Below are 24,586 nucleotides of genomic sequence, written 5' to 3'. Positions count from 1 at the left end.
GATTGACTTTCGATAGCTCGGCATCGAGGATCGATCCATGGGACCCCATGAGCGCGCGGACGTGCTGGTCGTCGGCGCCGGGCTGGCCGGGCTGCACGCCGCCACCCTGCTCGCCCGGCGCGGCCACGACGTGCTGCTGGCCGAGCGGCGTCCCGGCCTCGGCGGCGCGATCCGGACTACCGGGATCTTCGTCCGCAAGACCCTCGACGACTTCCCCCTGCCGCCCGACTGCCTCGGGCCGCCGATCCGGCGGGTGGTGCTCCACCCGCCGTCACTGCGCCGCCCGGTGACGCTGGACAGCGGCCGCGACGAGTACCGGGTGGGCGACATGGGCGAGCTGTACCGGGCCGCCGCCCGTGCCGCGACCGACGCCGGCGTGCGGCTGGCGCTCGGCACGCGGTACTCCGGTCGAGGGGAGGACCACTCGCTGCTGACCGGCCCGGACGGCCCGGTCCGGGTGCGCGCCCGGTTCGTGGTCGGTGCCGACGGAGCCCGCTCCCGGGTCGCGCGGGACCTGGGCCTGGACCGCAACCGGCACCTGCTGGTCGGCGCCGAGGAGGTCTTCGCCGTGCCCGGCAGCGCGGAGCCGCCGGCCTTCCACTGCGTGCTCGACCCCTCCCTGGCGCCGGGCTACCTGGCCTGGGTGGTCAACGACGGCGAGCACGCCCACGTGGGGGTGGCCGGCTACGCCGACCGCTTCCCCGACGGCCTCCGCCGGGCGGTGCAGCGGTTCGGCGCCAGCGCGCCCGGCCTGTCCGGGGTGTCGCGGCCGGACGACGTCGAGTTGCGCGGGGGCCCGATCCCGGTCGGTGGGCTGCTCCGTCGGATCGGCTGCACCGACGGGCTGCTCGTGGGCGACGCCGCGGGCGCGGTCTCCCCGCTCACCGCCGGCGGCCTCGACCCCTGCCTGCGACTGTCCGAGCACGCCGCCGACGTGCTCGACGAGGCCCTGCGGACCGGGCGGCCGGCGGCGATCGACCGGTACGACGGCGCGGCGCTGCGCGCCAGCTTCCGCGGGCGGCTCCTGCTGCGCCGGGGGCTGGCCCAGGTGCGCACCCCGGCCATGGCGACCGCGGCCTTCACCGCGCTGCGCACCCCAGTGGGGCAGGCCGCGGCGCGGCGCATCCTCTTCGGCGACCGGTCCTTCCCCGCGCCCGGCTGACCCGCCCGGTGGTCAGACAGCGACGGCGGTGACGAACACGCAGATCCCCTCGCCGTCCGCGGGGTGTGCCCGTAGCCCGATGAGCCGGAGCAGCCGGAGCTCCACCCGGTGGACCAGGCGGCGGAGCCCGTAGTACTCCATCGAGCCGGCGGTCCGGACCTCCAGCTGGTCGAACCCGGCCTGCCGGACGTGCTCGGTCAGCATCCAGTCGGGGAGCAGCGTGATGTGCCCGGGCTGGTAGTAGTGCCCGGGTCCGAAGAACACCGGGGCGCCCCGCAGCGCCGTCTTCAGCAGCGAGTGCGGGTGGGTGACGTTCGGGGTGCTCACCAGCAGGCGGTCACCGACCCGCAGCATCGACCGGATGGACCGCAGCACCTGCCGCGGGTTCTCCACGTGCTCCAGGGTCTCCACGCAGACGACGATGTCGAAGGGGCCCCGGGTCTCGTCGGTCAGTTCGGGGTGGTCCAGGTCGAGCCGGGCGATCCAGTCGTGCGGCGGCTCGAGGTCGGTCGGCACCACCTCGAAGCCGGCGTCCCGCAGTCGCAGCGCCAGCGCGCCGCACCCGGCGCCCACCTCCAGCACCCGCCCGCCGTCCGGTAGGGCCGCCTGCACCAGAGCGACCGCGTACTCGTGCACCCCCGGGGCGGCGTGCACGGAGTGACCGGCGTAGGACCGGTCGCTCGCTGTCCGCTGGATGGTCTGGCGCTGGACCCCGGTCACGCGGTCAGCGTGACAGGACCCTGCCCGGACGGCGATCCGACGTCGTCGGCGGGCCGGGGCGCGCGTCCAGGTGGCGCCCGGCGGCGTTACGTTGGCCCCATGTCGAACAGGACGCCGAGCGGTGTGCCCGGAGCGACCCTCCGCGAGCTGGGCCTGCCGCCGCGGACGGTGACCGTGCTGAACCGCGCGGGGGTCGACAGCGTGGCCGAGCTGGCGGCGCTCACCCGGGCGGAGCTGGCCGGGATCGCCGGGCTGGGCCCGGGGTCGATCGCCGCGATCCGCGCCGTGGTGCCCGAGCCGTCCACCGGCTCCGCGCGTGCCATGGAGCCGGAGCCGGTCGAGGAGGAATCGCCGGATGCGCCGGCGATCCCGTCGTTCGACTCGCTCCGGGACCCGCGGCGGCGCACGGCCTTCGACGTGCTCGCCCCCGCGCCACCGCCGGCTGCAACCGCAGCCGAGCCGGCGCCTGATCCCCGGCCCGCACCGGTGGGGCATGCGCCTCCGGCGGAGTACAGCGACCTGCTGCGGTGGGGTGCGCACCTGGCGATCGCGGCGGCGGGTGTCCCGCTGCGGGTGGCCCGGTGGTCGGTCCGGACGTCGCTGCGCCGGCTGCTCGGCGACTGACCGGCACCCGACGCGGCCCGGTGCCGCGCCGATCAGTCGCCGCACCGGTCAGAACTGGAAGACGATGCGGGCGGGAACGTGTCCGGCGAGCACGTCGGCCATCGCCTCGTTGACGTCGTCGAGCTCGCGGTCGACCGTGATCACCTTCGTGCGGCCGGCGGCGTGCAGGGCGAAGACGTCGGCGAGGTCGTTGCGGGTGCCGACGATCGAGCCGATCACGGACTTGCCGGACAGCACGGTGTCGAAGATCGGCAGCTGCATCGTGCCGTCGGCGGGCAGGGCCACGCAGACCAGCCGCCCGCCGCGGCGCAGCGACCGGTAGGCCTGGTCGAACGACGCCGGTGCGGCGGCGAGCGCTACCGCGACGTCTGCGCCGCCGAGGGCCTGGATCGCGGCGACCGGGTCGGTGGTGGCCGCGTTGACCACCTCGTCGGCACCGAGCTCGCGGGCCATCTGCAGCTTGTCGTCCTGGACGTCGACGGCGATGACGAAGCCACCGGCGATCCGGGCGTACTGCAGGGCCAGGTGCCCGAGCCCGCCGATGCCGAAGACGGCGACCGTCTCGGCCGGGGCCACGCCGGCCACCTTGATCGCCTTGTAGGTGGTGACCCCGGCGCAGGTCAGCGGGGCGGCGTCGGAGCTGGAGACCCCCGCGGGGACCGGGGTGGCGAAGTCGGCGGCGACGACGGCGTACTCGGCCAGGGCCCCGTCGACGGAGTAGCCGGAGTTCTGCTGGGACTCGCACAGGGTCTCCCAGCCGCCGATGCAGTGCCGGCACTCCCCGCAGGCCGACCCCAGCCAGGCGATCGCGACGCGGTCACCGATCGCCCGGGAGGTCACGCCCTCGCCCAGCTCCTCGACGACGCCGATGCCCTCGTGCCCGGGCACGAACGGGGGAGTGGGCTTGACCGGCCAGTCGCCGCGCGCAGCGTGGATGTCGGTGTGGCACAGGCCGCTGGCCTCCATCCGGACCAGCACCTGACCTGGCCCCGGCTGGGGGACGGGCACGTCCCGGACCTGGAGGGGGGCACCGAGCTCGGTGACGACGGCGGCCTTCATGGTGATCTCCGTTTCGACGGTGGGGCTGTGGCGTCGACGATCTCGGAGCGGGGAGCCGACCGGCAGGGGCCAACGTCCCCGCCGGGCGGGACGAGGGCCTCCTGCGCCCGGTGTCCGGCGCGGAGAGCCTGGAGGGTGCGGGCGGCACCGCACCCGCGACCGATTCGTCGCACTGGAACGGAGCTCCTCGTGGACACCGTCGCCTACGTCGCCGTCGTGATCGCCCTCTGGGTCCTGGCCGGGCTCGCCGCCGTGGTGGTGCTGCTCGCCCGGCAGGGCTACCGCGACTGGGGGTGGTACCTGATGGGCGCCGTCCTGGGCCCGCTGTTCATCCCGATCGCCGCGGAGCGTGCCCGGCGGGACGTCGCGGTGCTGGAACGCGGCGACGGCAGCCCCAGCAACGGCGACCCGGGTCGGTTGACGGTCGTCGTGGGGGTGGACGGCTCTACGGAATCCGACCAGGCGGTACGGGAGGCGGGGCGGCTGTTCGCCGGCGGTGGGGCGGCCTTCGTCCTGGTGAGCGTGCTCGACCCCGATGTGGCCGAGTTCCCGGACGACCCCCGGCGGCGGGCCGCCCACGACCTGCTCACCGACCGGGCGGGCTGGCTGCCCGAGGGTGCCGTGCTGGAGATCGGCTGCGGACAGCCCGCCCGGGTGCTGCTGGAGATCGCCCGGGCCGAGGCCGCCGACGTCCTCGTGCTCGGGCGCCGCGGACGGGGCTTCTCCCGCCGGCTGCTGGGCAGCGTCGCCGAGCGGCTGGCGCACGAGGCCGGCGTCCCGGTGGTGTTCCCGCCCGCCGCCGCGGGCCACCAGCCCGTCGACCGGACCACCGGCCAGGCCACGCGCCCGGTCCACCGCTCCTGACCGGCTGCCTCAGGACGGCGACGGAGCTGGCTTCAGGGCGGCGACGGAGCTGGCCTCAGGACGGCGACGGAGCTGGCCTCAGGACGGCGACGGAGCTGGCCTCAGGACGGTGGGGAGGGCGGCGCCGAGGAGCTCACCGCGCCGGCGAGCGCCTCGGCGATCTCCTCCGCCCACGCCTGCGTGGCCGCCCAGTCGCGGAAGTCGCCGACCGGGGCGCGCAGCGCGGTCACCATGGCCAGCTCGCCGATCCCCAGCAGGGCCCGGTCCAGTCGCCCGGGCAGCACTCGGTGTCCACGAGCGCCCACGGACGAGCCGATCGGCTCGGCGTCGTGCGGCTCGTCCGGTGGGAAGGGCGGTGCGCCGATCGGACCGCTGCTCAGCAGCCAGACCGGTCGGCCCCGCAGTGCGGTGGCGTGTTCGGCGGCGTAGTGCCGGGCGGGCTCCAGCCACCGGCCGGCGTAGACCGCACTGCCCAGCACGACGGCGTCGTAGGACGAGGGGTCGGGGCGGCGCTCCACCGGGACGGCGACCGCGCGGAGCCCGCAGCGACGACCGGCCGGCGACTCCTGCAGGTGCCGGACGACCGCGGCGGCGATCTCGGCGGTGGAGCCGTGCCGGCTCGCGACGGTCACCAGGACCCGCGGCGGGTGTGTGCTCATCGTCGCTCCTCTCGGCAGCGGACCGGACGGGCGTGCTCCTGCGAGCGTCGGCCCACCGGGGGGTTGCGCGCCGGGGTCCCGGGTCCCGGCTGCCCGGGACCTTCGACCCGTGGCCGCGGCGGGCAGTCAGCCCGGGGGGCGGCTGCCCGGTCCCGGGTCGTCGGGCAGCACGTGCGCGGCCACGACGCCAGGGACGGTCCGGGCGAGGGTCTCGACGGTGGCCCGCTCGCCGTCGGACTCCGGGGCGCCGCGGGACCGTCGGACGGTCGCGATGCCCTCGGCGACCTCCACCGCCCAGCCGCCGGTCTCCTGCGTGTCGGAGTGGCAGCGCAGCGGACTCTGCCGGTGCTGCTTGCTCGCTAGCGTAACGTCGCAACTACCGACGGCGAGCAGCCGATGAGTCAAGCCTACGGCTCGGGAAGCTTGGACTGGCTCTCTCGTCGGATGAACTCCCACCACGTCGTGGGATCTGGAGCGCGCGAACACATGGACGCACCCCTCTGGTCGGAACGAGCACTCCCGGAGCCATTGCGAGATCAACTACCGCCGTGGGCCTGGGATCTGCACCAGGCCGCCGACTTGACCCGCTCGCGGTTGGACCTTCGAGCCAATGTCCTGGGCGCGGGCGTGCCACCGGGTGACATCGCCGAGGACATCGAGTGTCTGCTGCTGGCCTACGAGGAACTCGCGTCCAATGGCTTCAGACACGGGCAGCCGCCGGTCCAGGCAGCGGTCACTGCCGCAGGCAACGGCTGGCTGATCGACGTCACCGACGCCGCGCCTGACCATGCGCCGGCCCCGGCGATGGACCGGGATCCGGCCTTCGGTGGCCTCGGCCTGCACCTCATCTCTCGGCTGTGCGGTGACTACGGCTGGTCGGTCACGGCAGACCGCAAGCACGTGTGGGCCTACGTGAACGTGGACACCGCCGCCTGAGGTCATGGACGGCGGGCTCAGCACCGCCGTCCATGAGGCCGGAACGCGTAACGGCCGCCACCCAGGACCACGGAGCTCTCGGCCAGCCCCCCTGCTCAAGTACCACCGGTGCGGCGTCCTGGATGACGGTGGGGCCCTTCTGGAAGCGCGGTCTGGCCTTCGGGCCTGCTGACCGACGGTCCAGCGGCTTGATCGTGCCGGTAACATCAAAGCCCACTGGACGGGACGTCGGCTGATGGGTGTCCGCCCGCGAAGGGGATGCGTGACCGGCTCGCTGCCTCTGATCTCCTCCCTACCCGCGGCATCTGATCCGGCGTTCGAGCGGTTCGCCCGCCTGGTCCGCCGGCAGCTGGGCGTGCCGGTCTCGCTGGTCACGATGGTGTCGGCGCACGAGCAGGTGTTCCCCGGAGCGATCGGGCTGCCCGAACCCTGGCAATCGACGCGATGCACTCCGCTGAGCCACTCGTTCTGCCAGCACGTGGTCCGATCGGGCGAGCCGCTGGTGATCGGCGACGCTCGCATCGACCCGCTGGTCGCGGACAACCTGGCGATCCCCGACCTCCACGTCGTCGCCTACGGCGGGATCCCGCTGACCGACGCCGACGGTGTGGTCGTGGGGTCGTTGTGCGCCATCGACAGCGAGCCGCGTACGTGGACGGACGAGGACCTGGCGGTGCTCACCGACCTGGCCGGGGCGTGCAGCTCGGAGCTGCAGCTGCGCCAAGCCCAGCACCGCACCGCGGTGGCCGCGGCCGAGGCGCGGGAGCTCCGGGCGGAGCAGGACGCCGACCGGTCGGTGTGGACGCTGGCTCTGGACGCCGGTCAGGTGGGCACCTTCGCCTTGGACCTGGGTGTCGGTGCACTGACCGTCGACGACCGCCTGCTGGAGCTGTCGGGGATGGACCGGGCCTCCTTCTCCGGTCGCCCCGACGACGTCTACGCCCACGTCCACCCCGACGACGTCGACGACGTCGTCGCCCGGGTGCAGCACGCCATCGAGGCCGGCGGCACCTACGAAGCGGAGTACCGCATCGCCCTGGCCGACGGCTCGCACCGGTGGATCGCCGCCCGCGGTGAGGTGCTCGGTGATGACCGCGGGTCGGGTCGGCGGCTGGTCGGCGTCGTGCACGACAGCACCTCGACCCGCGAGCCGCAGGAGCGGGCGGCGCAGATCGTGGACCAGATGGCTGTCGGGTTCATAGCACTGGACACCGACTGGGTGATGACCCACGTCAACCGTGAGGCCGAGCGCATCCTCGGCCTCCCGCGGTGGCAGATGCTCGGTCAGAACATGTGGGAGGTGTTCCCCGCCGGGGTGGGGAGCGTCTTCGATCGGAACTACCGGACCGCCGCGGCCACCGGACAGCCGGTCGTCTTCGATGCCTACTACCCCAGACCTCTGAACATCTGGGTGGAGGTGAGAGCGGTGCCCAGCCCGTCGGGTCTGGTGCTGCACTTCGTCGACATCACCTCCCGCGTGGTGGCCCAGCAGCAGGCCGAGCAGGTGGCTGCCCGGGAGCAGCTGCTGTCCCGCATCACCGAGGACCTGTCGGCGACCCTGGACGGCGATGAAGCCGCGCAGCGGCTGGCGCAGTTGGTCGTCCCAGCGGTCGCCGACTGGTGCATCGTGACCAGCAGCGAGGACGACCGGGCCGCCGGCTCCCGTCGCGGGATGCGCACGGCGGCGTGCTGGCACACCGACCCCGATCGTCGGGACACCACCTCCGCCTACGCCGAGGCGTGGCTGAGCTCGCTGGATGACGACTCCATCCTCGTCCGCGCGCTGACCAGCGGGCAGATGCAGCTCGTCGACTCCGGCGCGACCGCGCAGGTGCTGCCGATGATCACTGCCGGCCCGGTGCGTGACCTGCTCGCCGACCTGGCCCCCGAGGCCGTCGCCGTCCTGCCATTGCCCGGGCGCGACGGCCCGGTGGGGCTGCTCACCCTGGCCAACGGCACCGCCCGTGGCGCGTTCGCCCCCGAGGACCTGGTCACCGCGCGGAACATCGCCGACCGCGCCGGTCTGGTGCTGGACAACGCCCGGCTGTACCGGCAGCAGCGTGACGTGGCCGAGGGACTGCAGCGGTCCCTGCTCACCGCACCCCCGCAGCCCGACCACGGGCAGATCGTGGTGCGTTACGTGCCGGCTTCCCTGGCCGCGCAGGTCGGTGGGGACTTCTATGACGCGTTCCTCCAACCCAACGGGGCGGTGGTGCTCGCCATCGGGGACGTCGCCGGCCATGACACCGAAGCGGCCGCCGCGATGGGGCAGCTGCGCACCATCGTGCGCACCCTGGGCGCCCATGACCACGACGGACCTGCCGCGGTGCTGAGCCAGGCCGACCAGGTGATGGAGACCCTGCAGTCACACATCCTGGCCACCGCCGCGGTGGCCCGGCTGGAGCAGACCGACGAGGAACGGGCAGCTGGCACCACCCGGGTGCGCTGGTCCAACGCCGGGCATCCGCCACCGATGGTGATCCATCCAGATGGGCGCGTGGAGACCCTGGCCCACGACCGCGCTGACCTGATGCTGGGCGTCGACCCGTCCACCGCGCGACGGGAGTCGCAGGTCGAGGTCGGGCGGGACAGCATCCTCCTGCTGTACACCGACGGGCTGGTCGAGCGTCGAGACCAGGACCTCGACACGGGCACCGCACAGCTGCAGGCAGTCCTGGTCGAACACGCCGGCTCAGACCTCGACGAGCTGTGCGACACGGTCCTCGCGCGCATGCTCCCGGGCACACCGGACGACGACGTGGCTCTCATCGCCGTCCGGCTGCACCCACAGGACCGGCCGCGGCCGGCCGAGGCCGGGCCGCACCGGATCCCGCCCAACGTCCCCGCCGAGTGACCCAGCCGCCTTGCGGCGTCAGGACTGGTGGGTGATGAGCGAGATCTCATCGGTCTCAGCGCGTGGAGTCGCGTTGCTCGGGAGGTGCGGGGCTCGGCGTCGCATCGGGGCCCCCCCCCCGGAGATCACTGCGGTGTGGCGCTGCCTGGGTCGGTGTCGGAGCCGAGGACGTCGGTGAGCACGCGCGCGGCCACGACGCCCGGGACGGTCCGGGCGAGGGTCTCGACGGTGGTCCGCTCGCCGTCGGACTCCGGGGCGCCGCGGGACCGTCGGACGGTCGCGATGCCCTCGGCGACCTCCACCGCCCAGCTGCCGGTCTCGTGCGTGTAGCTCTCCACCAGCCGGAGCACGTCGGCGCGGATCTCCTCGTCCGGGCGGGCCAGCGGGCGCAGCAGGTCCCGGCGGCTGACGATGCCGGCCAGCCGTTCCCCGTCCAGCACCGGCACGCTGCGCAGTCGGGCGTCGACGAACAACCGCGCCACGTCGGACACGTCCGCGGTCACCGGCACCGTGCGGACCGACGTCGTCATCACCCCGCGCACGAGCAGGGCCGGTGGCGCGTCGGGCACGGGTGACCGGCGGAGGTGGAGCCGTGGGTCGGGCGGCAGCCGGTCCCGGAGGACGTCGGCCTCGGCGACGATCCCGACCACGGCGCCGTCCTCGCCGACCACTGGCAGGGCGGCGAAGCCCCGCTCGGCCATGACCTCGGCCGCGTACTTCGCCGAGGTGTCCGGCCCCACGGTGACCACCTCGTGTGTCATCACGTCCCTGACCTGCACGGCTCCTCCAGTTCCCCAGCGGCGTCCTTCGGTGGTGCGTCCCCGACGGTAGAGCCGTCGGCGGCGTCCCGGCAGGGTCCTCGGGCCCGACCGGGGACGTGCTCGCCCAGCTGCCGGGCACTCCGCGCTGGCGCCAACAGGTGAATTCTGCTTCACTTGTCCTCGTCGTGGAGGGGAGTACCCCGACGCCACCTCGTCGTCAGCACGGCCCTCGTGGCCCGGCGGGATGGAGCTCCTGGGCGGGTGTCCGGGAGCGGGGGAGACCTCCGGTCGCAACCTGACCGGAAGGTGCCCTGTGGACGTCCCCCTCTGGATCTGGCTCGCCGTGCTGGCGGTCATCCTCGTCATGCTCGCCGTCGACCTCTTCGCCCACCGGAACGCCCACGTGATCGGCGTGCGGGAGGCCGCCGGCTGGTCGGCCGTCTGGGTGGTGCTCGGCGTCGCGTTCGGCGCCGTCGTCTGGTGGCAGGCCGGAAGTGAGTACGGCCAGCAGTACTTCGCCGGCTACCTGATCGAGAAGTCGCTCGCCGTGGACAACGTGTTCGTCTGGGCGATCGTGCTGACGTACTTCGCCGTGCCCCGGGAGTACCAGCACCGGGTGCTCTTCCTCGGCGTCCTCGGTGCCCTGGTGTTCCGCGGCATCTTCATCGCCGCCGGCTCGGTGCTCATCGCCAGCTTCAGCTGGGTGCTGTACGTCTTCGCGGCGTTCCTGCTGGTCACCGGCGTCCGGATGGCCCGGCAGCGCAACGAGCACCTGGACCCGGAGCGGTCGCGGGCGCTGCGCGCCTTCCGCCGCTTCGTGCCGATGACCGACGCGTACCACGGCCAGCGCCTCGTGGTGCGGATGGGCGGCCGACTGGTCGCCACGCCGCTGCTCGCCGTGCTGGTGGTCATCGAGGTCACCGACGTCGTCTTCGCGGTCGACTCGATCCCGGCGATCTTCGCGGTCACCGACGAGCCGTTCCTGGTGTTCACCGCCAACGCCTTCGCCGTCCTGGGTCTGCGTGCGATGTACTTCCTGCTCGCCGACCTGATGCACCGGTTCGTGTACCTCAAGGCCGGGCTGGCGCTGGTGCTGGTCTGGGTCGGGGTCAAGATGATGCTGAAGGTCGACCTGTTCTACGTGCCGACGACGATCTCGCTGGCCGTCGTCGCCACGATCATCGGGGTGTCGGTCGTGGCCAGCCTGCGGGCGACGCGTGGTCAGGGCCGGACGCCGGTGGCATCCGGGGCCGCTGCGCCCTTCCGGGTCGCCTCGGCCGAGGAGACGGCGGCGCTGGAGCCGACCTGGCGGCGGCGGGTGGACGCGACGGGAGAGGGGCACGGCGGGCGATGACCGGTGAGCGGCGGTGGACGTTCCTGACCAACCACGGGCACGTCCTGCTGGCCGTCGCCGGCGCCCCCGACCTGCGGGTCGCGGAGATCGCCGCGCAGGTGGGCATCTCGCCCCGCGCTGCGCTGGCGATCCTCCGCGACCTGGAGGACACCGGGTACGTGCGGCGGACGCGGGTCGGCCGCCGCACGCACTACACCGTGCAGCCGCACCAGCCGTTCCGGCACCCGGCGGCTGCGGCGCACGAGGTGGACGAACTGCTGGCCATCTTCGGCGGCCCACCGCCGTCGAGCTGACCGCCCCAGCACCCACGCGGGTGCTGGGGCGGCGGCTCAGGACGCCGGGCGGCTGATCGTGGCGAGGAAGTCCTCGAGCACGGCCGTCTGGCGTTCCGGGGTGTTGTGGCGGGGGGAGAAGCAGGCGTTGATCTGCATCCCCATGGTCAGCGCGAGCACCGCGTCGACGATCCGGTCGTGCGGCCGGCCCGGTACCAGTTCGCCGGCGGCCCGGGCCTGGCCCAGGTACATCCGCATCTCCTCGCGCCAGGTCTCCATGGCGCTGTCGTAGAACTCCACGAGCTCCGGCTGGCCGGCGGCGTAGTCCCAGAAGCCGATCACCACCCGGGCCTCGGCGAGCCGGACCTCGTCCAGCGGCATGATCTCCAGGCACAGCAGCCGGAACGCGGTGAGCCCGCCGCCGTCACCGATCGCGGCACGGGCCCGCTCGTTCGTGGCGTCGAACGCCCGCTGGAACGCCGCCCGGAGCACGGCGTCCTTGTCCGGGAAGTACCGGGCAAGCGCACCGTTGGCGTACCCGGCCTCCGCGGCCAGCTCCCGCATGGTGACCGCGATGAACCCCTTGCGGACGATCAGCGACCACACCGCCTCGATGATCTCGGTGCGGCGGGCGGCGTGGTCGACGATCTTCGGCATGGGGCTCCTCGGGGACGGGGGGTGCTCAGAGGAGCATCGGTCACCCCACGACGTCGCGGAGCGCCGGGCGCTGGTCGGCGTTCCGGGAGAGCACCGCACCGACCACCAGCCCGACCAGGAACAGCACGAACGGCAGCAGCACCAGCGTCCAGCCGGTGGCGCTGAGCTGCCAGGCCGTCACGGCCGGGTCGACTCCCTCGGGGACGGTGCCGGCCAGCAGGCCGAACCGGCCGATCAGCAGGTAGAGCCCGGTGGCCAGGCCGAGGGCGGCGAGCACGGGCGCGGCCAGCGTCGACCACCAGTGGCCCCCGCGCCCCGTCCCGCGGAAGTGCACCAGGACGGCCAGGCAGACGAGGATCTCCACCAGCACGACGGAGATGACCGCCATCCCGGAGGACCAGTAGAAGAGGTTGAGCACCGGGTCCAGGCCGGCGAGGGCGAAGACCACGATGACCGCGCCGGTGAGGACGCTGGTCACGATCGCCCCGATGCCGGGGGCGCCGTGCCGGTTGGTGCTCTGCAGCGCCCCGGGGAAGACCCCGGCCCGGCCCAGGGAGAAGAAGTAGCGGGCGCTGCAGTTCTGGAAGGCCAGCAGCCCGGCGAACAGGCTGGAGAGGACCAGCCAGCTCATCACCGTGGACAGCCAGTCGCCGACGTAGCTGGCGGCGACGGAGAACAGCACCGCGGCCGGGTCGGCCAGCGGCACGCCGTCCACCGAGGACTCCTCGAGCACCCGGGCGACGACGTCGTCGGTGCCCAGTCCGCTCACCACGGCCCAGGAGGCGGCCGCGAAGATGACGGTGATCAGCCCGACCGCGGCGTAGGTGGCCCGCGGCACGGTGCGCTCGGGGTCCTTGCTCTCCTCGCCGTAGATCGCGGTGGCCTCGAAGCCGATGTAGGAGGCGAACGCGAAAGCGAGCGCGATGCCGGCCGACCCGGCCAGGCCGCCGACGAAGACGTTCTGCGGGGCGAAGGACTCGACCAGGTTCGCCCCGTCGGGGCCGCCGCCCTCGAGCATGACGGCGACGGCGACGACGGCCAGGCTGAGCAGCTCGAGCACCATCAGCGTGCCGAGGACCTTGGCGCCCACGTCGACGCTGACCACCGAGAGGGCGAGCACCAGCGCCCAGGCGGCGAGCGTCCACAGCCACCAGGGGGCGTCGATGCCGAAGGTGGCGTCCATCTGCCCGGCCATCAGACCGCCGAAGAACCCGTAGACCGCCAGCTGGATGGTCAGGTAGGCGAACACGGAGACGAACGCCGAGCCGACGCCGGCGGACAGGCCCAGGCCGCGGCCGACGTAGGCGAAGAACGCCCCGGTGTTGGTCACCACCCGGCTCATCGCCGAGAAGGCGGAGGCGAACACCATGAGCACGATCCCGACGGCGACGTAGGCGCCCGGGGCGCCGGCGCCGTTGCCGGCCGCGATGGCCACCGGCACGGCGCCGGTCATGCCGACCAGCGGGGCCGCGGCGGCGACGACGAAGAAGACGATGCCGAGGACGCCGAGCCGGCCGGACTTCAGCTGCTCGCCGTCGCGGCCCCGCCCGGCCGGCTCACCGGGGGAGGTCAGCGCGGTCGCGCCGTTCGAGGTGGTCGGGCGCTCACTCACCGGAGGCCTCCGTGGTCGAGCAGGAGGCGGCGCCGCCCGCGCAGTGCGCGGAGGTCGAGGCCGGCACGTCGAGCGTGGGGTTGCGGTCGAAGAAGCCGAACGGCTTGAGCCGGAACCCGGTGTAGTCGACCGGCATGATCGGCCAGTCCTCCGTCCGGGGCACGTGGGTGAGCCCGAAGGTGTGCCAGACCACCAGGTCCTGGCCGTCGATGTCCCGGTCGGCCGCGGCGTACTCCGGCAGCCCGGAGCCCCCGCTGTGCTGGTTGACGAAGTCCCCGGCCGAGTAGCGCTCGGCGGGGTCGTAGCGGGTGACCCACAGGTGTCGGGTGGCGAACGCCGCCCGCCGGGCGATCGAGGAGTCCGGGTCCGACAGCAGCGTCGGCAGGCCCTCCGGGAACAGGGCGTACCCGACGGGCTGGCCGACGTGGTTGAGCCGCTCGGGGTTGACGATGTGCCACACCCGGTTGGTGGCCGGGGACGCATCGCGCTGGGCCGCGGACTCGGTGGCCAGGGTGGTGCAGGAGGTGGTGAACGCGTTGCCGCGCTGGTTGTCCGGCCCCATCGGCAGCCGGACGACGTCCACCTCGTCGACCCGGTTGGCGATGCCGTCGACCGTCATGTCCAGCCGGGCGCTGAACAGGTGCTGGTGCAGCGGGGCACCCAGCCCCGGGGCGACCTGCGAGGCGTACGCGTAGTCGCCGCCGGCGTGCGCGGAGGTGAAGACGACGCCGGTGGCCTTGGCCTCGAACTCGATCGTGCCGTCGAGGTAGAGGTACCAGTAGAAGCCGTAGTCGTAGTTGCCCACGGTGGTGAAGAAGGAGACGACCAGCCGCCGCTGGCGCCGGGTCTGCTGCGAGCCGCTCCACAGGTCGGTGTGCTTCCACAGGATCCCGAAGTCCTCCTCGTGGATGCAGACCGCGTTGGGCAGCGTGCGGGGGTTGCCCTGCTCGTCGGCGATGACGGCGTCGAGGTACGTGATGTCGCCGAGGCAGTCGCAACCGAGCTCGAGGGCGTTGGCGTAGCGGCCGACCAGGTACTCGCCGGTGTCGAAGTAGTTCTGCCAGGAGCGCACGGGGGAGGGGTCGGCGTAGGGGACGACCATCTCGGCGATCGAGGCCCGGTAGACGACGGGCCGCACGCCGGTGCCCTCGTCGAACCCGATCTGGTGCAGCACCAGGCCCTCGCGGGTGTCGAAGCCGACGCGCAGCGACCACTTCTCCCAGGTGAGCAGGTTGCCCTCCAGGGTCAGGCTGGACCCCTGGGGCTGGGTGATCTCGATCGGCTTCTGCGTGGTCCGCGGCGGGCCGCTGACCGCCGGGTCGTCGTAGTTGCCCGAGCCGGTGGGCACCGGGACGGCGCCGGTGTCGATCACCTGGTCGACGACCCGGTTGATCGTGTCGACGTAGGCCACCAGCCCGTCGATCGGGTGTGCCCAGGCGGAGTCCGTCGGCGTCTCCTGCAGGAACGCCAGGCCGCGCAGCACCCGCCGCCCCGCTTCGTCCGGGTACTCCGCGTAGGCGCCGGCCGACAGGGGGGCCACCCGCACGTGGGCGACGTCCAGGTCCCGGGCCGCCAGGGCGGCCAGCCACCGCTCGTCGGTGGACAGCAGCTGCTCGACCAGCTCGAACTCCTCGTCCAGCACCGGGAGCTGGCCGGAAGTGGCGGTGTCCAGCTCGACGGCCGAGACGACCTCGCCGGCGGTCGTGTCGACGACGACGTCCTGGGAGACCTGGGAGGCCAGGTCCAGCAGCAGGACCCGGAAGCACCGGGCGACCGGCTGCCCGGGACGGTGCGCCAGCACCTCCTGCTTGGGCGGTTCCTGCAGGCCGACGTACACGAACCGGGTGCTGTCGGCGACCAGGCCGGCCGCGGCGGTGACCCGCCGGACCTCCTCGATCTCCTCGGACTGGACGGGGTCCAGCGGATGGGTCAGCTGGAGCTGGGTGGTGGTCATGGCTGCACCTCGGAACGTCTACGGATGTTGACGAATGCGGGTGCGCGACGAGGGGAGTGGCCGCGCGGTGTGGCGGACAGAGTGCCCCAGGTCACGTTTCCTCGGAAGACCCTGGGTGTGACGTTCTCGTCAAGTCGTCCCCGCCGGCCCTCGTGGGGCGCTCCGGTGCCGGGGTGTCGTGCCACGGTGTCGTGTCACGGTGACGTCCCGCGCGACAGCGCTGCGGCTCCGGACCTCGTCCAGCCGCGGGACCCCTGCGGTGGCGGGCCCCGCGTGGTCAGTCGCCGAGCGGGCGCTGCGCGCGTGGCGTCCGGGGCATCGGGGCGTTCCACCCGAACCGGACGCCGAGCATCCGGACGGTGAAGCAGAGGACCGCCGCGCCGACGGCGGTGGCCACCCCGTACGCGTCGAGCCGGATGACCACCACGGTGGCCGTCGCCCCGAGCAGCGCCGGGATCGCGTACAGCCCGCTGCGGAACACCGACGGCACCTGCCCGATCAGGACGTCGCGCAGCGTGCCGCCACCCACCCCGGTGAGGGCACCGAGCAGCACCGCCTGCGCCGGGCCGAGCCCCAGGGCGAGGGCCTTGGCGGCGCCGGTGACCGCGAAGAGACTCAGCCCTGCGGCGTCCAGGACCGTGATCGGGGTGTTCAGCCGGTCCAGCCCGGGCCCGAAGACGAAGGCCACCAGCCCGCCGACGGCGGCCACCGCCAGGTAGCGCCAGTCGCTGAACGTCGCCGGCGGCAGGCTGCCGAGCAGGACGTCCCGGATGATCCCGCCGCCGAGGGCCGTGGTCATCCCCAGCGTGACGACGCCGACGATGTCGAGCCGGGTCACCCGCAGTGCGGTCAGCGCACCGTTCAGCGCGAAGGCGAACGTCCCGACGAGGTCGAGGGTGAGCAACAGCGTCGCCTCGGTGCTCACCGGCCGCTTTCTACCAACACCCGCCCGACCCGCTGCGGTGGGGCCACCGCGACCTCCTGTGCCGGGGGGCTTGTGCCGTCCCGGCACGTCCCTACGATCTTGGTCATGGCCGGTGGCCCCGTCTCCGAGCAGCGTCTGGCGGACCTGGTGCTGCTGCGCCGGGTCCGGGACCGGATCGACCGCGAGTACGCCCAGCCACTCGACGTCGACGCGCTCGCCCGCGGGGTGCACGTGTCGGCCGGGCACCTGAGCCGGGAGTTCAAGCGGGCCTACGGCGAGTCGCCCTACGCCTACCTGATGACCCGGCGGATCGAGCGGGGCATGACCCTGCTGCGGCGGGGCGACCTCAGCGTGACCGAGGTCTGCTTCGCCGTCGGCTACGAGGACATGCGCTGGATCACCGTCGGCCCGCCCGGACAGCCGCAGACCTCCGTCGTCCTGCACCCGCCGGCCGCCGACCCCACCATCACCGACGACGAGCGCCGCACCGTCCTGGAGCTGATCGCCAAGGGGAACTACGCCGCCCTCACCCTGGGCACCGACGACCTCGACGGCACCTTCGGCAAGATCGAGGCGAGTGGCGCCGAGGTGCTCCAGGAGCCGACGGACCAGGACTACGGCGTCCGGGACTGCGCCTTCCGCGATCCGACGGGCAACCGGATCCGGATCAACCAGCTGAGCTGAGCCGTCGCTGGACCGCCCGGTCGCCCCACCGTGCGGAGGCATGGTGCAGCGATCGACGATCCTGGCAGTCTCGGCGACCCAGCTGGCCGCTCAGCCGGCCGGTCACGTCGTCGTGCGCGCCGCCGCCGGCTGACCCCGGCGGCGACACGGAGACGTGCGGTCATCCGTCGGCGTGGTGGTCGAGCACCTCGGCCTCGCGCCGGAGCCGGCCGGCGGCCTCGTGCTGACCGAGGGCGTCGTAGCGGTCGGCCTCGGTCCGCCGCTCCGTGATCTCCGCGCGCAGCAGGGCGCGGACGTCCCCGAGGGACAGGGCGCGGCGGTCGGCCTCGGTCGAACCGACCCCGGTCCGGCTGCCGGCGAGGTGTGCGCTCGTGGACCCGGTCGCGGTCCCTGGCGCGACGACGGCCTCGGCGTTGTCGATCGCGGCCCGGGCACTGCGGAGCGCGGCGACGGCGTCGGCCCGGCGGGCCTTCATCGCGGCCACGAGCTCCGTGCGCAGGGCTGCGCGCAGCGACCGGGCGTCGTCCGTGGAGCCGGTCTTCCCGTCCATCGGTCCTCCCTGACTCTCCCGGTGTGGTCCACGGTTCCGCCGCATCCGGTCGGGAGCACCCTCCCAGCCGACGGGCCGATCAGCAGCTGAGTTCCGCTGCCGGGGGACGGGTTCGCAGCGCAGCCGTGTCCCCGGTTCGAGGGAGTCGGTCCTTGGTGCCGTGCGGGACGACGGGCACACTCCCGACGTGATGGACGACGGCCAGGCGACGACCGACCCCGACACCGACCCTGGCGTCGGGCTCCCCGCCCCTCGTGGCGGGGACGCCGGACCGCCGGAGCAGGGCGCGCCCCTGCTGATCCCCGGGGAGACCTGCTGGCGGATCGAGCGGGCCACCCGCTTCGCCGTCTTCGTCGACGCGGCCGAGTACTTCGCCACCCTCAAGGGGGCCGTGCTGCGCGCCGAGCGGCGGGTGCTGTTCATCGGCTGGGACTTCGACCCGCGGATCCGCCTGGACCCGCTGGCCGGTGGCCGGCCGAAGGACGACCGGCTCGGGGCCGTGCTCGAGCAGGCGGTGGAGCAGAACCCGCAGCTGGAGATCGGGGTCCTCCAGTGGGACCTGGGCATGCTGCGCGCGCTCGGCCGGGGGCTGCAGCCGATCGTGCTGCTGGACCGGCGCACCTCCGACCGCCTCACCCTGGCCATCGACACCCACCACCCGGTCGGGGGCGCGCACCACCAGAAGATCGTGGTCGTCGACGACTGCCTGGCCTTCACCGGCGGCATCGACGTCACCGCCGACCGCTGGGACACCTCCGACCACGCCGACACCAACCCGCACCGACGGTCGCCGGCCGCCGGACGCGCGGAGGGCCGGCTCGCCGGGCCGTGGCACGACGCGACCAGCATGCTGACCGGGCCCGCCGCTCGCGCCGTCGCCGAGCTCGCCCGCACGCGGTGGGAGAGCGGCACCGGGGAGCGGCTCGAGCCGCTGCCGGAGAGGCGGGAGTGCTGGCCCGAGGAGGTCGAGCCGCTGCTCACCGACGTCGACGTCGCGATCTCCCGCACCCGCCCGGAGCACGACGGCGCGGACCTCGTCCACGAGATCGAGCTGCTGTGGCTCGCCGGCATCGCCGCGGCCCGTCGTTCGATCTACGTGGAGAGCCAGTACTTCGCCAGCCGCCGGATCGCCGAGGCGATCGCCGAGCGGTTGCGCGAACCCGACGGCCCCGACGTCGTCGTGCTCAACCCGTGGACCGCCGACGGCTGGCTCTCGGAGAAGGCGATGGGCACGGCGCGCGCCCGGCTGCTGGAGCTGATCCGCGAAGCGGACGTCCACGACCGGTTCCGGCTCTACTGTCCGGTGACCGAGCAGCGCGAGCCCATCTACGTGCACGCCAAGGTGGCCGTCATCGACGACCGCCTGCTGCGGCTGGGTTCCAGCAACCTGAACAACCGGTCGATGGGCCTGGACACCGAGTGCGACCTCGCGATCGAGGCGGTGGAGGGACAGCCGGGGGCCGACCGGGTGGCCGCGACCATCATCGACTTCCGGCACCGGCTGCTGGCCGAGCACCTGGGGTGCACGCCCGACGAGGTCGCCGCCGCGATCACCGACACCGGCTCGCTCGTGCGCGGCATCGAGCGGCTGCGCCGGCCGACCGGCCGCTCGCTGGTGGTGTTCGAGCCGCCGGAGCTCGGTGCGGTCGACCGCGTGCTCGCCGAGTCCGAGGTGATGGACCGGGAGAAGACGCCGAACCGGTGGCGCCGGGTCGAGCGGTTCTTCGCCCGCCGCCGTCGGCCGCGCAGCCGCGTGCGCGCCTGACCGTGCGGCCGGCGTCGACCGCGCCGGCCGACGTCTGCGCAGGCCGGGACATGGACGGGGCCGATGCTGGGTAGTGCCTGGTCCACTCGACCCAGAGGAGGAACCGACATGGGGATCGTGTCCGGACTGATCAAGGCGAACCTGCTCAAGCGACTCCTCGGCCGTCTCACCGGCCGCCGTCGCACGAACTGAGCGACTCGACCGGCTCCGCCGGTCTGACGTGACCCAGCCCCCACGGCGTGCCTGCCGTGGGGGCTGAGTCGTCCGCGGGGTGCCCCCGCTTCCGGGAACTGGTCAGGCGCGCCGGGTGGCGCGGACGACGACGTCGTGGAGCCCGACCTCACGGCCGTCGGGTGCGGTGAGCGTGCGGTGCAGCTCCTCGGCGGTGACGACGTCCCACGCGGTGTCGCCGAGCCGCGCGGCGACGACGGCGGCAGTGACCGATGCCTCCGCGGGGGGATGGTGGCCCTCCACGTGGGCGGCGTGGGCGTGCAGGTGCCCGACGATGAGCAGGGTGCCGCCGGGGGCCACCCATCCGGCGATCCGGTCGTAGAACTCCAGCTGTGGCATCGCCGGGTGGGCGTAGGAGGTCGTGACCAGGTCGAACTGCGTGTCCGGCGCCCAGGTGCTCAGGTCGGCCTGCAGCCACCGCACGCGCTGGGCTACCCCGCTCGATGCCGCCCGGTCAGCGGCGCGGGCCAGGGCCGCGGTCGAGATGTCGGCGGCGGTGACCTGCCAGCCGTGCGCGGCGAGCCACAGCGCCTCGGCACCCGCGCCGCAGCCCGCGTCCAGGGCCGTCCCCGGCACCAGGCCGCCGGCCTCGCGGGCCAGGTGCGGGTTCGGCGGGATGCTGCTCGTCGCCCCGGGCCCGGCCGCCGGGTCCTGCCAGTGCTGTTCCCAGTACGCCTCGTCGAAGTCGTGGCCGGCTTGGTCGCCGCCCTCTCGTCGTACGGCCTGATCGGACATGTCCAGGTCCTCCCCGTCGGTGTGCCCTGGCCACGATGGCCCCAGATCGGACAAGGACGCAAAGACCCTTGCCGAAACAGCAATGGATCGGTGTGGGCGCGTTCGAGCGGGGCAGCGGTTCGGGTCGGGGTCAGGTGGCGCGCCGCAGGACGGGTACTGCGTCGGCGAGGAAGGTCTCCAGCGTTCGGGCCGGACGCCCCGTCACGCGCTGGACGGCATCGGTCACGACGGCGAAGCTGCCGGCCTGCACGCGCTCGAACGTCACCGCGGTGATCTCCCGCTCGAAGCCCTCGGTCCCGGCCAGCGCCTCGTCGATGGTGATCTCCCGGTGGGCCATGGGACGCCCGGTGGCCCGGGAGATCAGCTCTGCGGTGCGGGGCAGCGAGAGCGCCGCCGGACCGGTGAGCTCGTACACCTGGCCGGCGTGCCCCTCGCCGAGCAGGGCACGCTCGGCCACGGCGGCGATGTCCCGGGCGTCGATCCACGCAAGGCTCGCGCCCCCACTGGCGAACGGCAGCTCGCCGGTGTCGGTGAGCTGGTCGAGGTAGAAGCGTGGGTCGGTGAGCACTTGCATGAACCAGCTCGGCCGCAGCACCGTCCAGTTGTGGCCGCCGGTGCGCACCGCGCGTTCGGCCGCCGGCGCCCACCCGGCCGGCCCGGTGGAGTCGGCATCCTGCTCCGACAGCAGGACGACGTGCGCCCGGGGTGGCGTCACCTCGAGGAGCGCCCCGATCAGCTCCGGCGCGTCCGCACGATCGGGCCGGACGACGTAGAGCGCGTCGACGCCGTCGGTCGCCGCGGGCCAGCCGTCCGGCCGGTCCCAGGAGAACTCGGTCGGCCGGACCCCGGCGACGTCCACCGTCTCCGGGGCGCTGCTGCCGCCGAGCACCTCGACGCCCGGCCGGGCGACGAGCAGCTCCGCCAGCGGGGCGCCGGTCTTCCCGCGCACCCCGGTGACGAGGACGCGGGTCGTCGTCGTGCCTGCGTGTTCGACCGACATGGGGATCTCCTCCAATTGCTTGAGTCACTCAAGTTCCTGCCGTCATGGTGGCACGACTACTTCAGTCCATCAAGTAACCTGGGCGCCGTGGCAGACGACGCGAGCACGCTGCAGCAGCAGATGTGGGACTTCGTGTACGCCTACGACGCGGCGTACGACCGCGCGGCGCAGGCGGTCGGGTTGAGCGCTGCGCAGGCCTGCCTGCTCGGCCAGCTGACCACGGGGGAGCGGTCGATGGGGGAGCTCGCCGTCGAGCTGCTCTGCGACCCGTCCAACGTCACCCAGCTCGTCGCCCGGCTGGAGGCCCGCGGACTGGTGACCCGGGTGCCCGACCCGGCGGACCGGCGCGTCAAGCAGGTCTCGATCACCCCGGCCGGGCGCCGCGAGCACCGCGCCGTCCGGCGGTCCTTCGACTTCCCCGCCGACCGGCTCGGCCGCCTGACGGGAGAGGAGCAGCGGCAGTTGTCCGCGCTGCTGGCCACGATGTCGGCGCCGCCTGGAGACGGCGGTGCCGGGAGCTGAGCACCGGCCGACCCGGACCGAGGACGCTGATCCGCAGACTCAGCGAGCCCGGTCCTCCGTACGCAGCGGCTGGTCCTGGGTGGGCGCTCCGGCCGGTGGCTGAGGAAGCGGAGGCGCCACCGGCGGGGCGGTGAGCTCCTCGTAGGCGGTGGTGTGCGCCCGCAGCGCGGTGACCGCATCGGCGACCTCGCTGGTCGGCCGCCTGGCCGCGGAGGCCACCCGCTCCGCCTGCTGGACCGCGTCGCAGACGTCGGCGAGCGTGTCCAGGTAGGCCCGGGCCTCCGGCTCCAGGTCGTCCCGGGCGGTCGGCTCGGGCACCAGCGCCCGTTGCCGCAGGCGCTGCTCCAACCGACTGCCCTCGGCCTCCAGCGACGGCAGCAGGTCCGGTATCTCGCCGAGGTGGGCGCCGGCGGCCTGCGCGGTCGCCACCTGGCGACGCAGCCGATCCCGGGCGCGGCAGACCTCGAGCTGCAGTTCCGCACAGGAGCGCCGCTGCCCCGGGGGCAGGCGGCGGGCCGCGACGGCGGTGGCGCCCTGCATGCCCAGCTCACGGCTGCGTGCGGCGATCTCGCGGCTCCGGGCCACCAGTGGGCTGCGCCGGACCCGCCGGACGACCAGCCACCCGGCGAGGACGGCGATCAGCAGGAACGTCAGCAGCACGCCACCGAGGACGGCGATCACCGTGGGGTCCAGCGAGAGCAGCCAGGTCAGCTCCTCGTCGGCCCGCACGTCCAGGGCTTCGGCGGGGCCGGTCGGCAGCGGGGTGGTCATGGCGCTCCTCGTCCAGGGCGGTGTGCCGGCTCCCGGGACAACGTCCCCACGGCGCCCGCCGGTTCCCGGACCGTCCACCGGCGCCGATCGGTGGAGGTGGGTCCAGCCGGTCGGTCGATGGCACGGCGCGGCGCCGTTGCCAGTGTCGTGCCATGCCACTGATCGAGGTCCGCGACCTCCGCAAGACGTACCGCTCCGCCGTGGCCGTCGAGCAGGTGGACCTCGACGTGCACGACGGCGAGATCGTCGGCGTGCTCGGGCCCAACGGCGCCGGCAAGACGACGACGGTCGAGTGCATGGCCGGGCTCACCCGTCCCGACCACGGCACGGTCCGCGTGGCCGGGCACGTGCCCTGGCAGGACCGTCGCGCCGTCACCCGCGTGCTGGGCGTGCAGCTGCAGAGCTCCGGGCTGCAGGCCAAGCTCACCGCCGGTGAGGCGGTGGCCATGGTGGCCGCCTTCCACGACGACCCCGCTGATCCGGGCGAGCTCCTCGAGCGCCTCGGCCTGCGGCAGGTCGCGGACACCCGGTACGCCCACCTCTCCGGTGGCCAGCAGCAGCGCCTGGCGATCGCCACCGCCCTCGTCGGCCGGCCCCGGGTGGTGCTGCTCGACGAGCTGACCACCGGGCTGGACCCGGAGGCCCGCCGGGACACCTGGCAGCTGGTGCGCGAGGTCCGCGACGGCGGCACCACCGTCGTGCTGGTCACCCACCTGATGGAGGAGGCCCAGCAGCTCTGCGACCGGATCGCCGTCATGGCCGCCGGCCGCGTCGTCGCCGAGGGGACGCCCGAGCAGGTGGTCGCCCGCTCGGCGAACTCGACGCTCATGTCCTTCACCGCTCCCGCCGACGTCCTCCCCGCGGCGGCGCTGTCCGGGTTGCCCGGCGTCGGTGGGGTCGAACGGCGCGGTGACCGGCTCGAGGTCGTCGGCACCGACGACGGCGTCCTCGCGGTGCTCCACGCACTGCAGGCCCGCGGTGTGGAGCCGGTCGGCCTGCGGGTCTCCGCCACCACCCTCGACGACGCCTACCTCGACCTCGTCCGCCGTCCCGATGTCGCCCCCGCCCTGCCCCGCCGAGATGCCGCGCCCACCCTGCAGGAGTCCGCGTGACCGCCACCCGGACCACCAGCAGCCGTCGGGCCCGCCCGGGCCGGGCCGTCCTGGCCACCGAGGCCCGGCTGTTCCTGCGCGAGCCCGGCTCGCTGTTCTGGATCCTGCTGTTCCCCACCCTGCTGCTGGTCGTGCTCGGCCTCGTCCCGGGGTTCGACGAGCCGTCCGCGGAGTTCGGCGGGGTCAGCTTCGTGGCCGCCTACGTGCCGGTGTCCTGCCTGCTGGCCGCGATCATGGCCGGGGTCACGGCGATGCCGGCGGTGATCAGCGCCTACCGGGAACGCCAGGTGCTGCGCCGGATCGCCACCACCCCGGCCCGGGCCGCGCACGTGCTCGGTGCGCAGGTCGCCCTGCACGCGGCCGCGGTGCTGGTGTCGGTGGTCCTCGTGCTCGCCGTCGGCCGGCTGGCGTTCGGCGTCCCGCTGCCCGCCGCCCTGCCGGCCTGGGCGCTGGCCTACCTGCTCGCCCTGGTCGCCGTCCTCGGCATCGGGGCGCTGGTGTCCGGGACGGCGCCCTCCTCCCGGGCCGCCTCCACCGTGGGCACCGTCGTCTTCTTCCCGCTCATGTTCACCGCCGGTGTCTGGTACCCGGTGAGCGCGATGAGCGGGCTGGTCCGCGACGTCGTGGCCGCGACGCCGACCGGTGCCGCAGCGCTGGCGTTGGACCGGGCCCAGGCCGGAGAGCTGCCGACCCTGCTGCAGGTGCTGGTCGTCGCCGGCTGGGCCGTCGTGCTGTCGGTCCTGGCGGTGCGATGCTTCCGCTGGCAGTGAGGTCTGGGCAGTGAGCTCTGGCAGTAGCTCCGT

At 73.8% G+C, this 24,586-nt stretch carries 25 protein-coding genes; 12 read left to right on the top strand and 13 right to left on the bottom strand.

Annotated elements, in window-relative coordinates; translation table 11 throughout:
- Positions 1–37: 37 nt before the first annotated feature.
- The gene (locus O2V63_RS08840) at positions 38–1,162 is read left to right on the top strand and encodes an NAD(P)/FAD-dependent oxidoreductase (RefSeq protein WP_269167169.1); all 1,125 of its coding nucleotides are present in this window, start codon (positions 38–40) and stop codon (positions 1,160–1,162) included.
- Between the two features lie 12 nt (positions 1,163–1,174).
- Here O2V63_RS08840 and O2V63_RS08835 read toward each other — a convergent pair whose 3' ends face one another.
- Positions 1,175–1,882, bottom strand: coding sequence for a class I SAM-dependent methyltransferase (locus O2V63_RS08835; RefSeq protein WP_269167168.1), 708 nt, complete (start codon positions 1,880–1,882; stop codon positions 1,175–1,177).
- 99 nt (positions 1,883–1,981) lie between these two features.
- Between O2V63_RS08835 and O2V63_RS08830 the strand changes: the two genes are divergently transcribed.
- The gene (locus O2V63_RS08830; RefSeq protein ID WP_269167167.1) at positions 1,982–2,506 is read left to right on the top strand and encodes a helix-hairpin-helix domain-containing protein; all 525 of its coding nucleotides are present in this window, start codon (positions 1,982–1,984) and stop codon (positions 2,504–2,506) included.
- Positions 2,507–2,554: 48 nt separating this feature from the next.
- Here O2V63_RS08830 and adhP read toward each other — a convergent pair whose 3' ends face one another.
- Entirely contained in the window at positions 2,555–3,565 is a 1,011-nt protein-coding gene (adhP, locus tag O2V63_RS08825; protein ID WP_269167166.1) for an alcohol dehydrogenase AdhP, read from the bottom strand.
- A gap of 189 nt (positions 3,566–3,754) precedes the next feature.
- Here adhP and O2V63_RS08820 point away from each other — a divergent pair, with 189 nt between their 5' ends.
- Positions 3,755–4,429, top strand: a complete 675-nt coding sequence (locus tag O2V63_RS08820) for a universal stress protein (protein WP_269167165.1) — start codon at positions 3,755–3,757, stop codon at positions 4,427–4,429.
- A 101-nt stretch (positions 4,430–4,530) separates the two neighbouring features.
- On the opposite strand, the gene O2V63_RS08815 is transcribed toward O2V63_RS08820, so the two are convergent.
- Both O2V63_RS08815 and O2V63_RS08810 read right to left on the bottom strand, forming a co-directional pair.
- Positions 4,531–5,088: a flavodoxin domain-containing protein gene (locus O2V63_RS08815; protein WP_269167164.1), complete on the bottom strand. Its 558-nt coding sequence runs from the start codon at positions 5,086–5,088 to the stop codon at positions 4,531–4,533.
- A 126-nt stretch (positions 5,089–5,214) separates the two neighbouring features.
- On the bottom strand, positions 5,215–5,379 hold the full coding sequence (locus O2V63_RS08810; RefSeq protein ID WP_269167163.1) for a hypothetical protein: 165 nt from the start codon (positions 5,377–5,379) through the stop codon (positions 5,215–5,217).
- A gap of 195 nt (positions 5,380–5,574) precedes the next feature.
- Here O2V63_RS08810 and O2V63_RS08805 point away from each other — a divergent pair, with 195 nt between their 5' ends.
- On the top strand, positions 5,575–6,024 hold the full coding sequence (locus O2V63_RS08805; protein ID WP_269167162.1) for an ATP-binding protein: 450 nt from the start codon (positions 5,575–5,577) through the stop codon (positions 6,022–6,024).
- 262 nt (positions 6,025–6,286) lie between these two features.
- Positions 6,287–8,878, top strand: a complete 2,592-nt coding sequence (locus O2V63_RS08800) for a SpoIIE family protein phosphatase (RefSeq protein ID WP_269167161.1) — start codon at positions 6,287–6,289, stop codon at positions 8,876–8,878.
- A 125-nt stretch (positions 8,879–9,003) separates the two neighbouring features.
- Here O2V63_RS08800 and O2V63_RS08795 read toward each other — a convergent pair whose 3' ends face one another.
- Positions 9,004–9,639 (bottom strand): CBS domain-containing protein, encoded by a 636-nt coding sequence (locus O2V63_RS08795; protein WP_269167160.1) that lies wholly within the window; start codon positions 9,637–9,639, stop codon positions 9,004–9,006.
- 313 nt (positions 9,640–9,952) lie between these two features.
- Here O2V63_RS08795 and O2V63_RS08790 point away from each other — a divergent pair, with 313 nt between their 5' ends.
- Together O2V63_RS08790 and O2V63_RS08785 are read left to right on the top strand one after the other, a co-directional pair.
- Positions 9,953–10,993 (top strand): TerC family protein, encoded by a 1,041-nt coding sequence (locus O2V63_RS08790; RefSeq protein WP_269167159.1) that lies wholly within the window; start codon positions 9,953–9,955, stop codon positions 10,991–10,993.
- Positions 10,990–11,286 (top strand): winged helix-turn-helix domain-containing protein, encoded by a 297-nt coding sequence (locus O2V63_RS08785; RefSeq protein WP_269167158.1) that lies wholly within the window; start codon positions 10,990–10,992, stop codon positions 11,284–11,286. Before O2V63_RS08790 ends, O2V63_RS08785 begins: the two co-directional genes overlap by 4 nt.
- 36 nt (positions 11,287–11,322) lie before the next feature.
- On the opposite strand, the gene O2V63_RS08780 is transcribed toward O2V63_RS08785, so the two are convergent.
- The 4 genes from O2V63_RS08780 to O2V63_RS08765 form a co-directional block, all read right to left on the bottom strand.
- On the bottom strand, positions 11,323–11,922 hold the full coding sequence (locus O2V63_RS08780) for a TetR/AcrR family transcriptional regulator (RefSeq protein ID WP_269163204.1): 600 nt from the start codon (positions 11,920–11,922) through the stop codon (positions 11,323–11,325).
- Between the two features lie 40 nt (positions 11,923–11,962).
- Positions 11,963–13,534 (bottom strand): APC family permease, encoded by a 1,572-nt coding sequence (locus O2V63_RS08775; protein WP_269167157.1) that lies wholly within the window; start codon positions 13,532–13,534, stop codon positions 11,963–11,965.
- Positions 13,527–15,488, bottom strand: a complete 1,962-nt coding sequence (locus tag O2V63_RS08770) for a primary-amine oxidase (RefSeq protein WP_269167156.1) — start codon at positions 15,486–15,488, stop codon at positions 13,527–13,529. The genes O2V63_RS08775 and O2V63_RS08770 overlap by 8 nt, the downstream gene beginning before the upstream one ends.
- A 277-nt stretch (positions 15,489–15,765) precedes the next feature.
- Positions 15,766–16,413 carry a trimeric intracellular cation channel family protein gene (locus O2V63_RS08765; protein ID WP_269167155.1) on the bottom strand — a complete coding sequence of 216 codons (648 nt, stop codon included), beginning with the start codon at positions 16,411–16,413 and terminating at the stop codon, positions 15,766–15,768.
- Between the two features lie 105 nt (positions 16,414–16,518).
- On the opposite strand from O2V63_RS08765, the gene O2V63_RS08760 reads away from it, so the two are divergent.
- On the top strand, positions 16,519–17,097 hold the full coding sequence (locus O2V63_RS08760) for a helix-turn-helix domain-containing protein (RefSeq protein WP_269167154.1): 579 nt from the start codon (positions 16,519–16,521) through the stop codon (positions 17,095–17,097).
- Between the two features lie 160 nt (positions 17,098–17,257).
- Here the strand turns inward: O2V63_RS08760 and O2V63_RS08755 are convergent, their stop codons facing one another.
- Positions 17,258–17,647 carry a hypothetical protein gene (locus tag O2V63_RS08755; protein WP_269167153.1) on the bottom strand — a complete coding sequence of 130 codons (390 nt, stop codon included), beginning with the start codon at positions 17,645–17,647 and terminating at the stop codon, positions 17,258–17,260.
- A 190-nt stretch (positions 17,648–17,837) separates the two neighbouring features.
- Between O2V63_RS08755 and O2V63_RS08750 the strand changes: the two genes are divergently transcribed.
- The gene (locus O2V63_RS08750) at positions 17,838–19,412 is read left to right on the top strand and encodes a phospholipase D-like domain-containing protein (RefSeq protein ID WP_269167152.1); all 1,575 of its coding nucleotides are present in this window, start codon (positions 17,838–17,840) and stop codon (positions 19,410–19,412) included.
- 294 nt (positions 19,413–19,706) lie between these two features.
- Here the strand turns inward: O2V63_RS08750 and O2V63_RS08745 are convergent, their stop codons facing one another.
- Both O2V63_RS08745 and O2V63_RS08740 read right to left on the bottom strand, forming a co-directional pair.
- Entirely contained in the window at positions 19,707–20,378 is a 672-nt protein-coding gene (locus O2V63_RS08745; protein ID WP_269167151.1) for a class I SAM-dependent methyltransferase, read from the bottom strand.
- A gap of 130 nt (positions 20,379–20,508) precedes the next feature.
- Positions 20,509–21,378 (bottom strand): nucleoside-diphosphate sugar epimerase, encoded by an 870-nt coding sequence (locus O2V63_RS08740; RefSeq protein WP_269167150.1) that lies wholly within the window; start codon positions 21,376–21,378, stop codon positions 20,509–20,511.
- 87 nt (positions 21,379–21,465) lie between these two features.
- On the opposite strand from O2V63_RS08740, the gene O2V63_RS08735 reads away from it, so the two are divergent.
- Positions 21,466–21,900, top strand: a complete 435-nt coding sequence (locus O2V63_RS08735) for a MarR family winged helix-turn-helix transcriptional regulator (protein ID WP_269167149.1) — start codon at positions 21,466–21,468, stop codon at positions 21,898–21,900.
- Positions 21,901–21,939: 39 nt separating this feature from the next.
- On the opposite strand, the gene O2V63_RS08730 is transcribed toward O2V63_RS08735, so the two are convergent.
- Positions 21,940–22,671, bottom strand: a complete 732-nt coding sequence (locus O2V63_RS08730; RefSeq protein WP_269167148.1) for a hypothetical protein — start codon at positions 22,669–22,671, stop codon at positions 21,940–21,942.
- A 152-nt stretch (positions 22,672–22,823) separates the two neighbouring features.
- Here O2V63_RS08730 and O2V63_RS08725 point away from each other — a divergent pair, with 152 nt between their 5' ends.
- Together O2V63_RS08725 and O2V63_RS08720 are read left to right on the top strand one after the other, a co-directional pair.
- Positions 22,824–23,783, top strand: a complete 960-nt coding sequence (locus O2V63_RS08725; protein WP_269167147.1) for an ABC transporter ATP-binding protein — start codon at positions 22,824–22,826, stop codon at positions 23,781–23,783.
- Positions 23,780–24,553: an ABC transporter permease gene (locus O2V63_RS08720; RefSeq protein ID WP_269167146.1), complete on the top strand. Its 774-nt coding sequence runs from the start codon at positions 23,780–23,782 to the stop codon at positions 24,551–24,553. Before O2V63_RS08725 ends, O2V63_RS08720 begins: the two co-directional genes overlap by 4 nt.
- The last annotated feature ends 33 nt before the right edge of the window (positions 24,554–24,586 follow it).

The sequence above is a fragment of the Modestobacter sp. VKM Ac-2977 genome (assembly GCF_026968045.1).
In the GTDB taxonomy this organism is placed as follows: Bacteria; Actinomycetota; Actinomycetes; order Mycobacteriales; family Geodermatophilaceae; genus Modestobacter.
The sequence above is the reverse complement of the archived record's forward strand: the minus strand, read 5'-3'. Positions and strand labels throughout refer to the sequence as shown.

Coding starts and splice junctions, on each gene's coding strand:
- O2V63_RS08725 (WP_269167147.1), top strand. CDS start 22,824: ATGCCACTGATCGAGGTCCGCGACCTCCGCAAGACGTACCGCTCCGCC.
- O2V63_RS08785 (WP_269167158.1), top strand. CDS start 10,990: ATGACCGGTGAGCGGCGGTGGACGTTCCTGACCAACCACGGGCACGTC.
- O2V63_RS08730 (WP_269167148.1), bottom strand. CDS start 22,671: ATGACCACCCCGCTGCCGACCGGCCCCGCCGAAGCCCTGGACGTGCGG.
- O2V63_RS08795 (WP_269167160.1), bottom strand. CDS start 9,639: ATGACACACGAGGTGGTCACCGTGGGGCCGGACACCTCGGCGAAGTAC.
- O2V63_RS08840 (WP_269167169.1), top strand. CDS start 38: ATGGGACCCCATGAGCGCGCGGACGTGCTGGTCGTCGGCGCCGGGCTG.
- O2V63_RS08745 (WP_269167151.1), bottom strand. CDS start 20,378: ATGTCCGATCAGGCCGTACGACGAGAGGGCGGCGACCAAGCCGGCCAC.
- O2V63_RS08770 (WP_269167156.1), bottom strand. CDS start 15,488: ATGACCACCACCCAGCTCCAGCTGACCCATCCGCTGGACCCCGTCCAG.
- O2V63_RS08805 (WP_269167162.1), top strand. CDS start 5,575: ATGGACGCACCCCTCTGGTCGGAACGAGCACTCCCGGAGCCATTGCGA.
- adhP (WP_269167166.1), bottom strand. CDS start 3,565: ATGAAGGCCGCCGTCGTCACCGAGCTCGGTGCCCCCCTCCAGGTCCGG.
- O2V63_RS08740 (WP_269167150.1), bottom strand. CDS start 21,378: ATGTCGGTCGAACACGCAGGCACGACGACGACCCGCGTCCTCGTCACC.
- O2V63_RS08760 (WP_269167154.1), top strand. CDS start 16,519: ATGGCCGGTGGCCCCGTCTCCGAGCAGCGTCTGGCGGACCTGGTGCTG.
- O2V63_RS08755 (WP_269167153.1), bottom strand. CDS start 17,647: ATGGACGGGAAGACCGGCTCCACGGACGACGCCCGGTCGCTGCGCGCA.
- O2V63_RS08830 (WP_269167167.1), top strand. CDS start 1,982: ATGTCGAACAGGACGCCGAGCGGTGTGCCCGGAGCGACCCTCCGCGAG.
- O2V63_RS08815 (WP_269167164.1), bottom strand. CDS start 5,088: ATGAGCACACACCCGCCGCGGGTCCTGGTGACCGTCGCGAGCCGGCAC.
- O2V63_RS08750 (WP_269167152.1), top strand. CDS start 17,838: ATGGACGACGGCCAGGCGACGACCGACCCCGACACCGACCCTGGCGTC.
- O2V63_RS08780 (WP_269163204.1), bottom strand. CDS start 11,922: ATGCCGAAGATCGTCGACCACGCCGCCCGCCGCACCGAGATCATCGAG.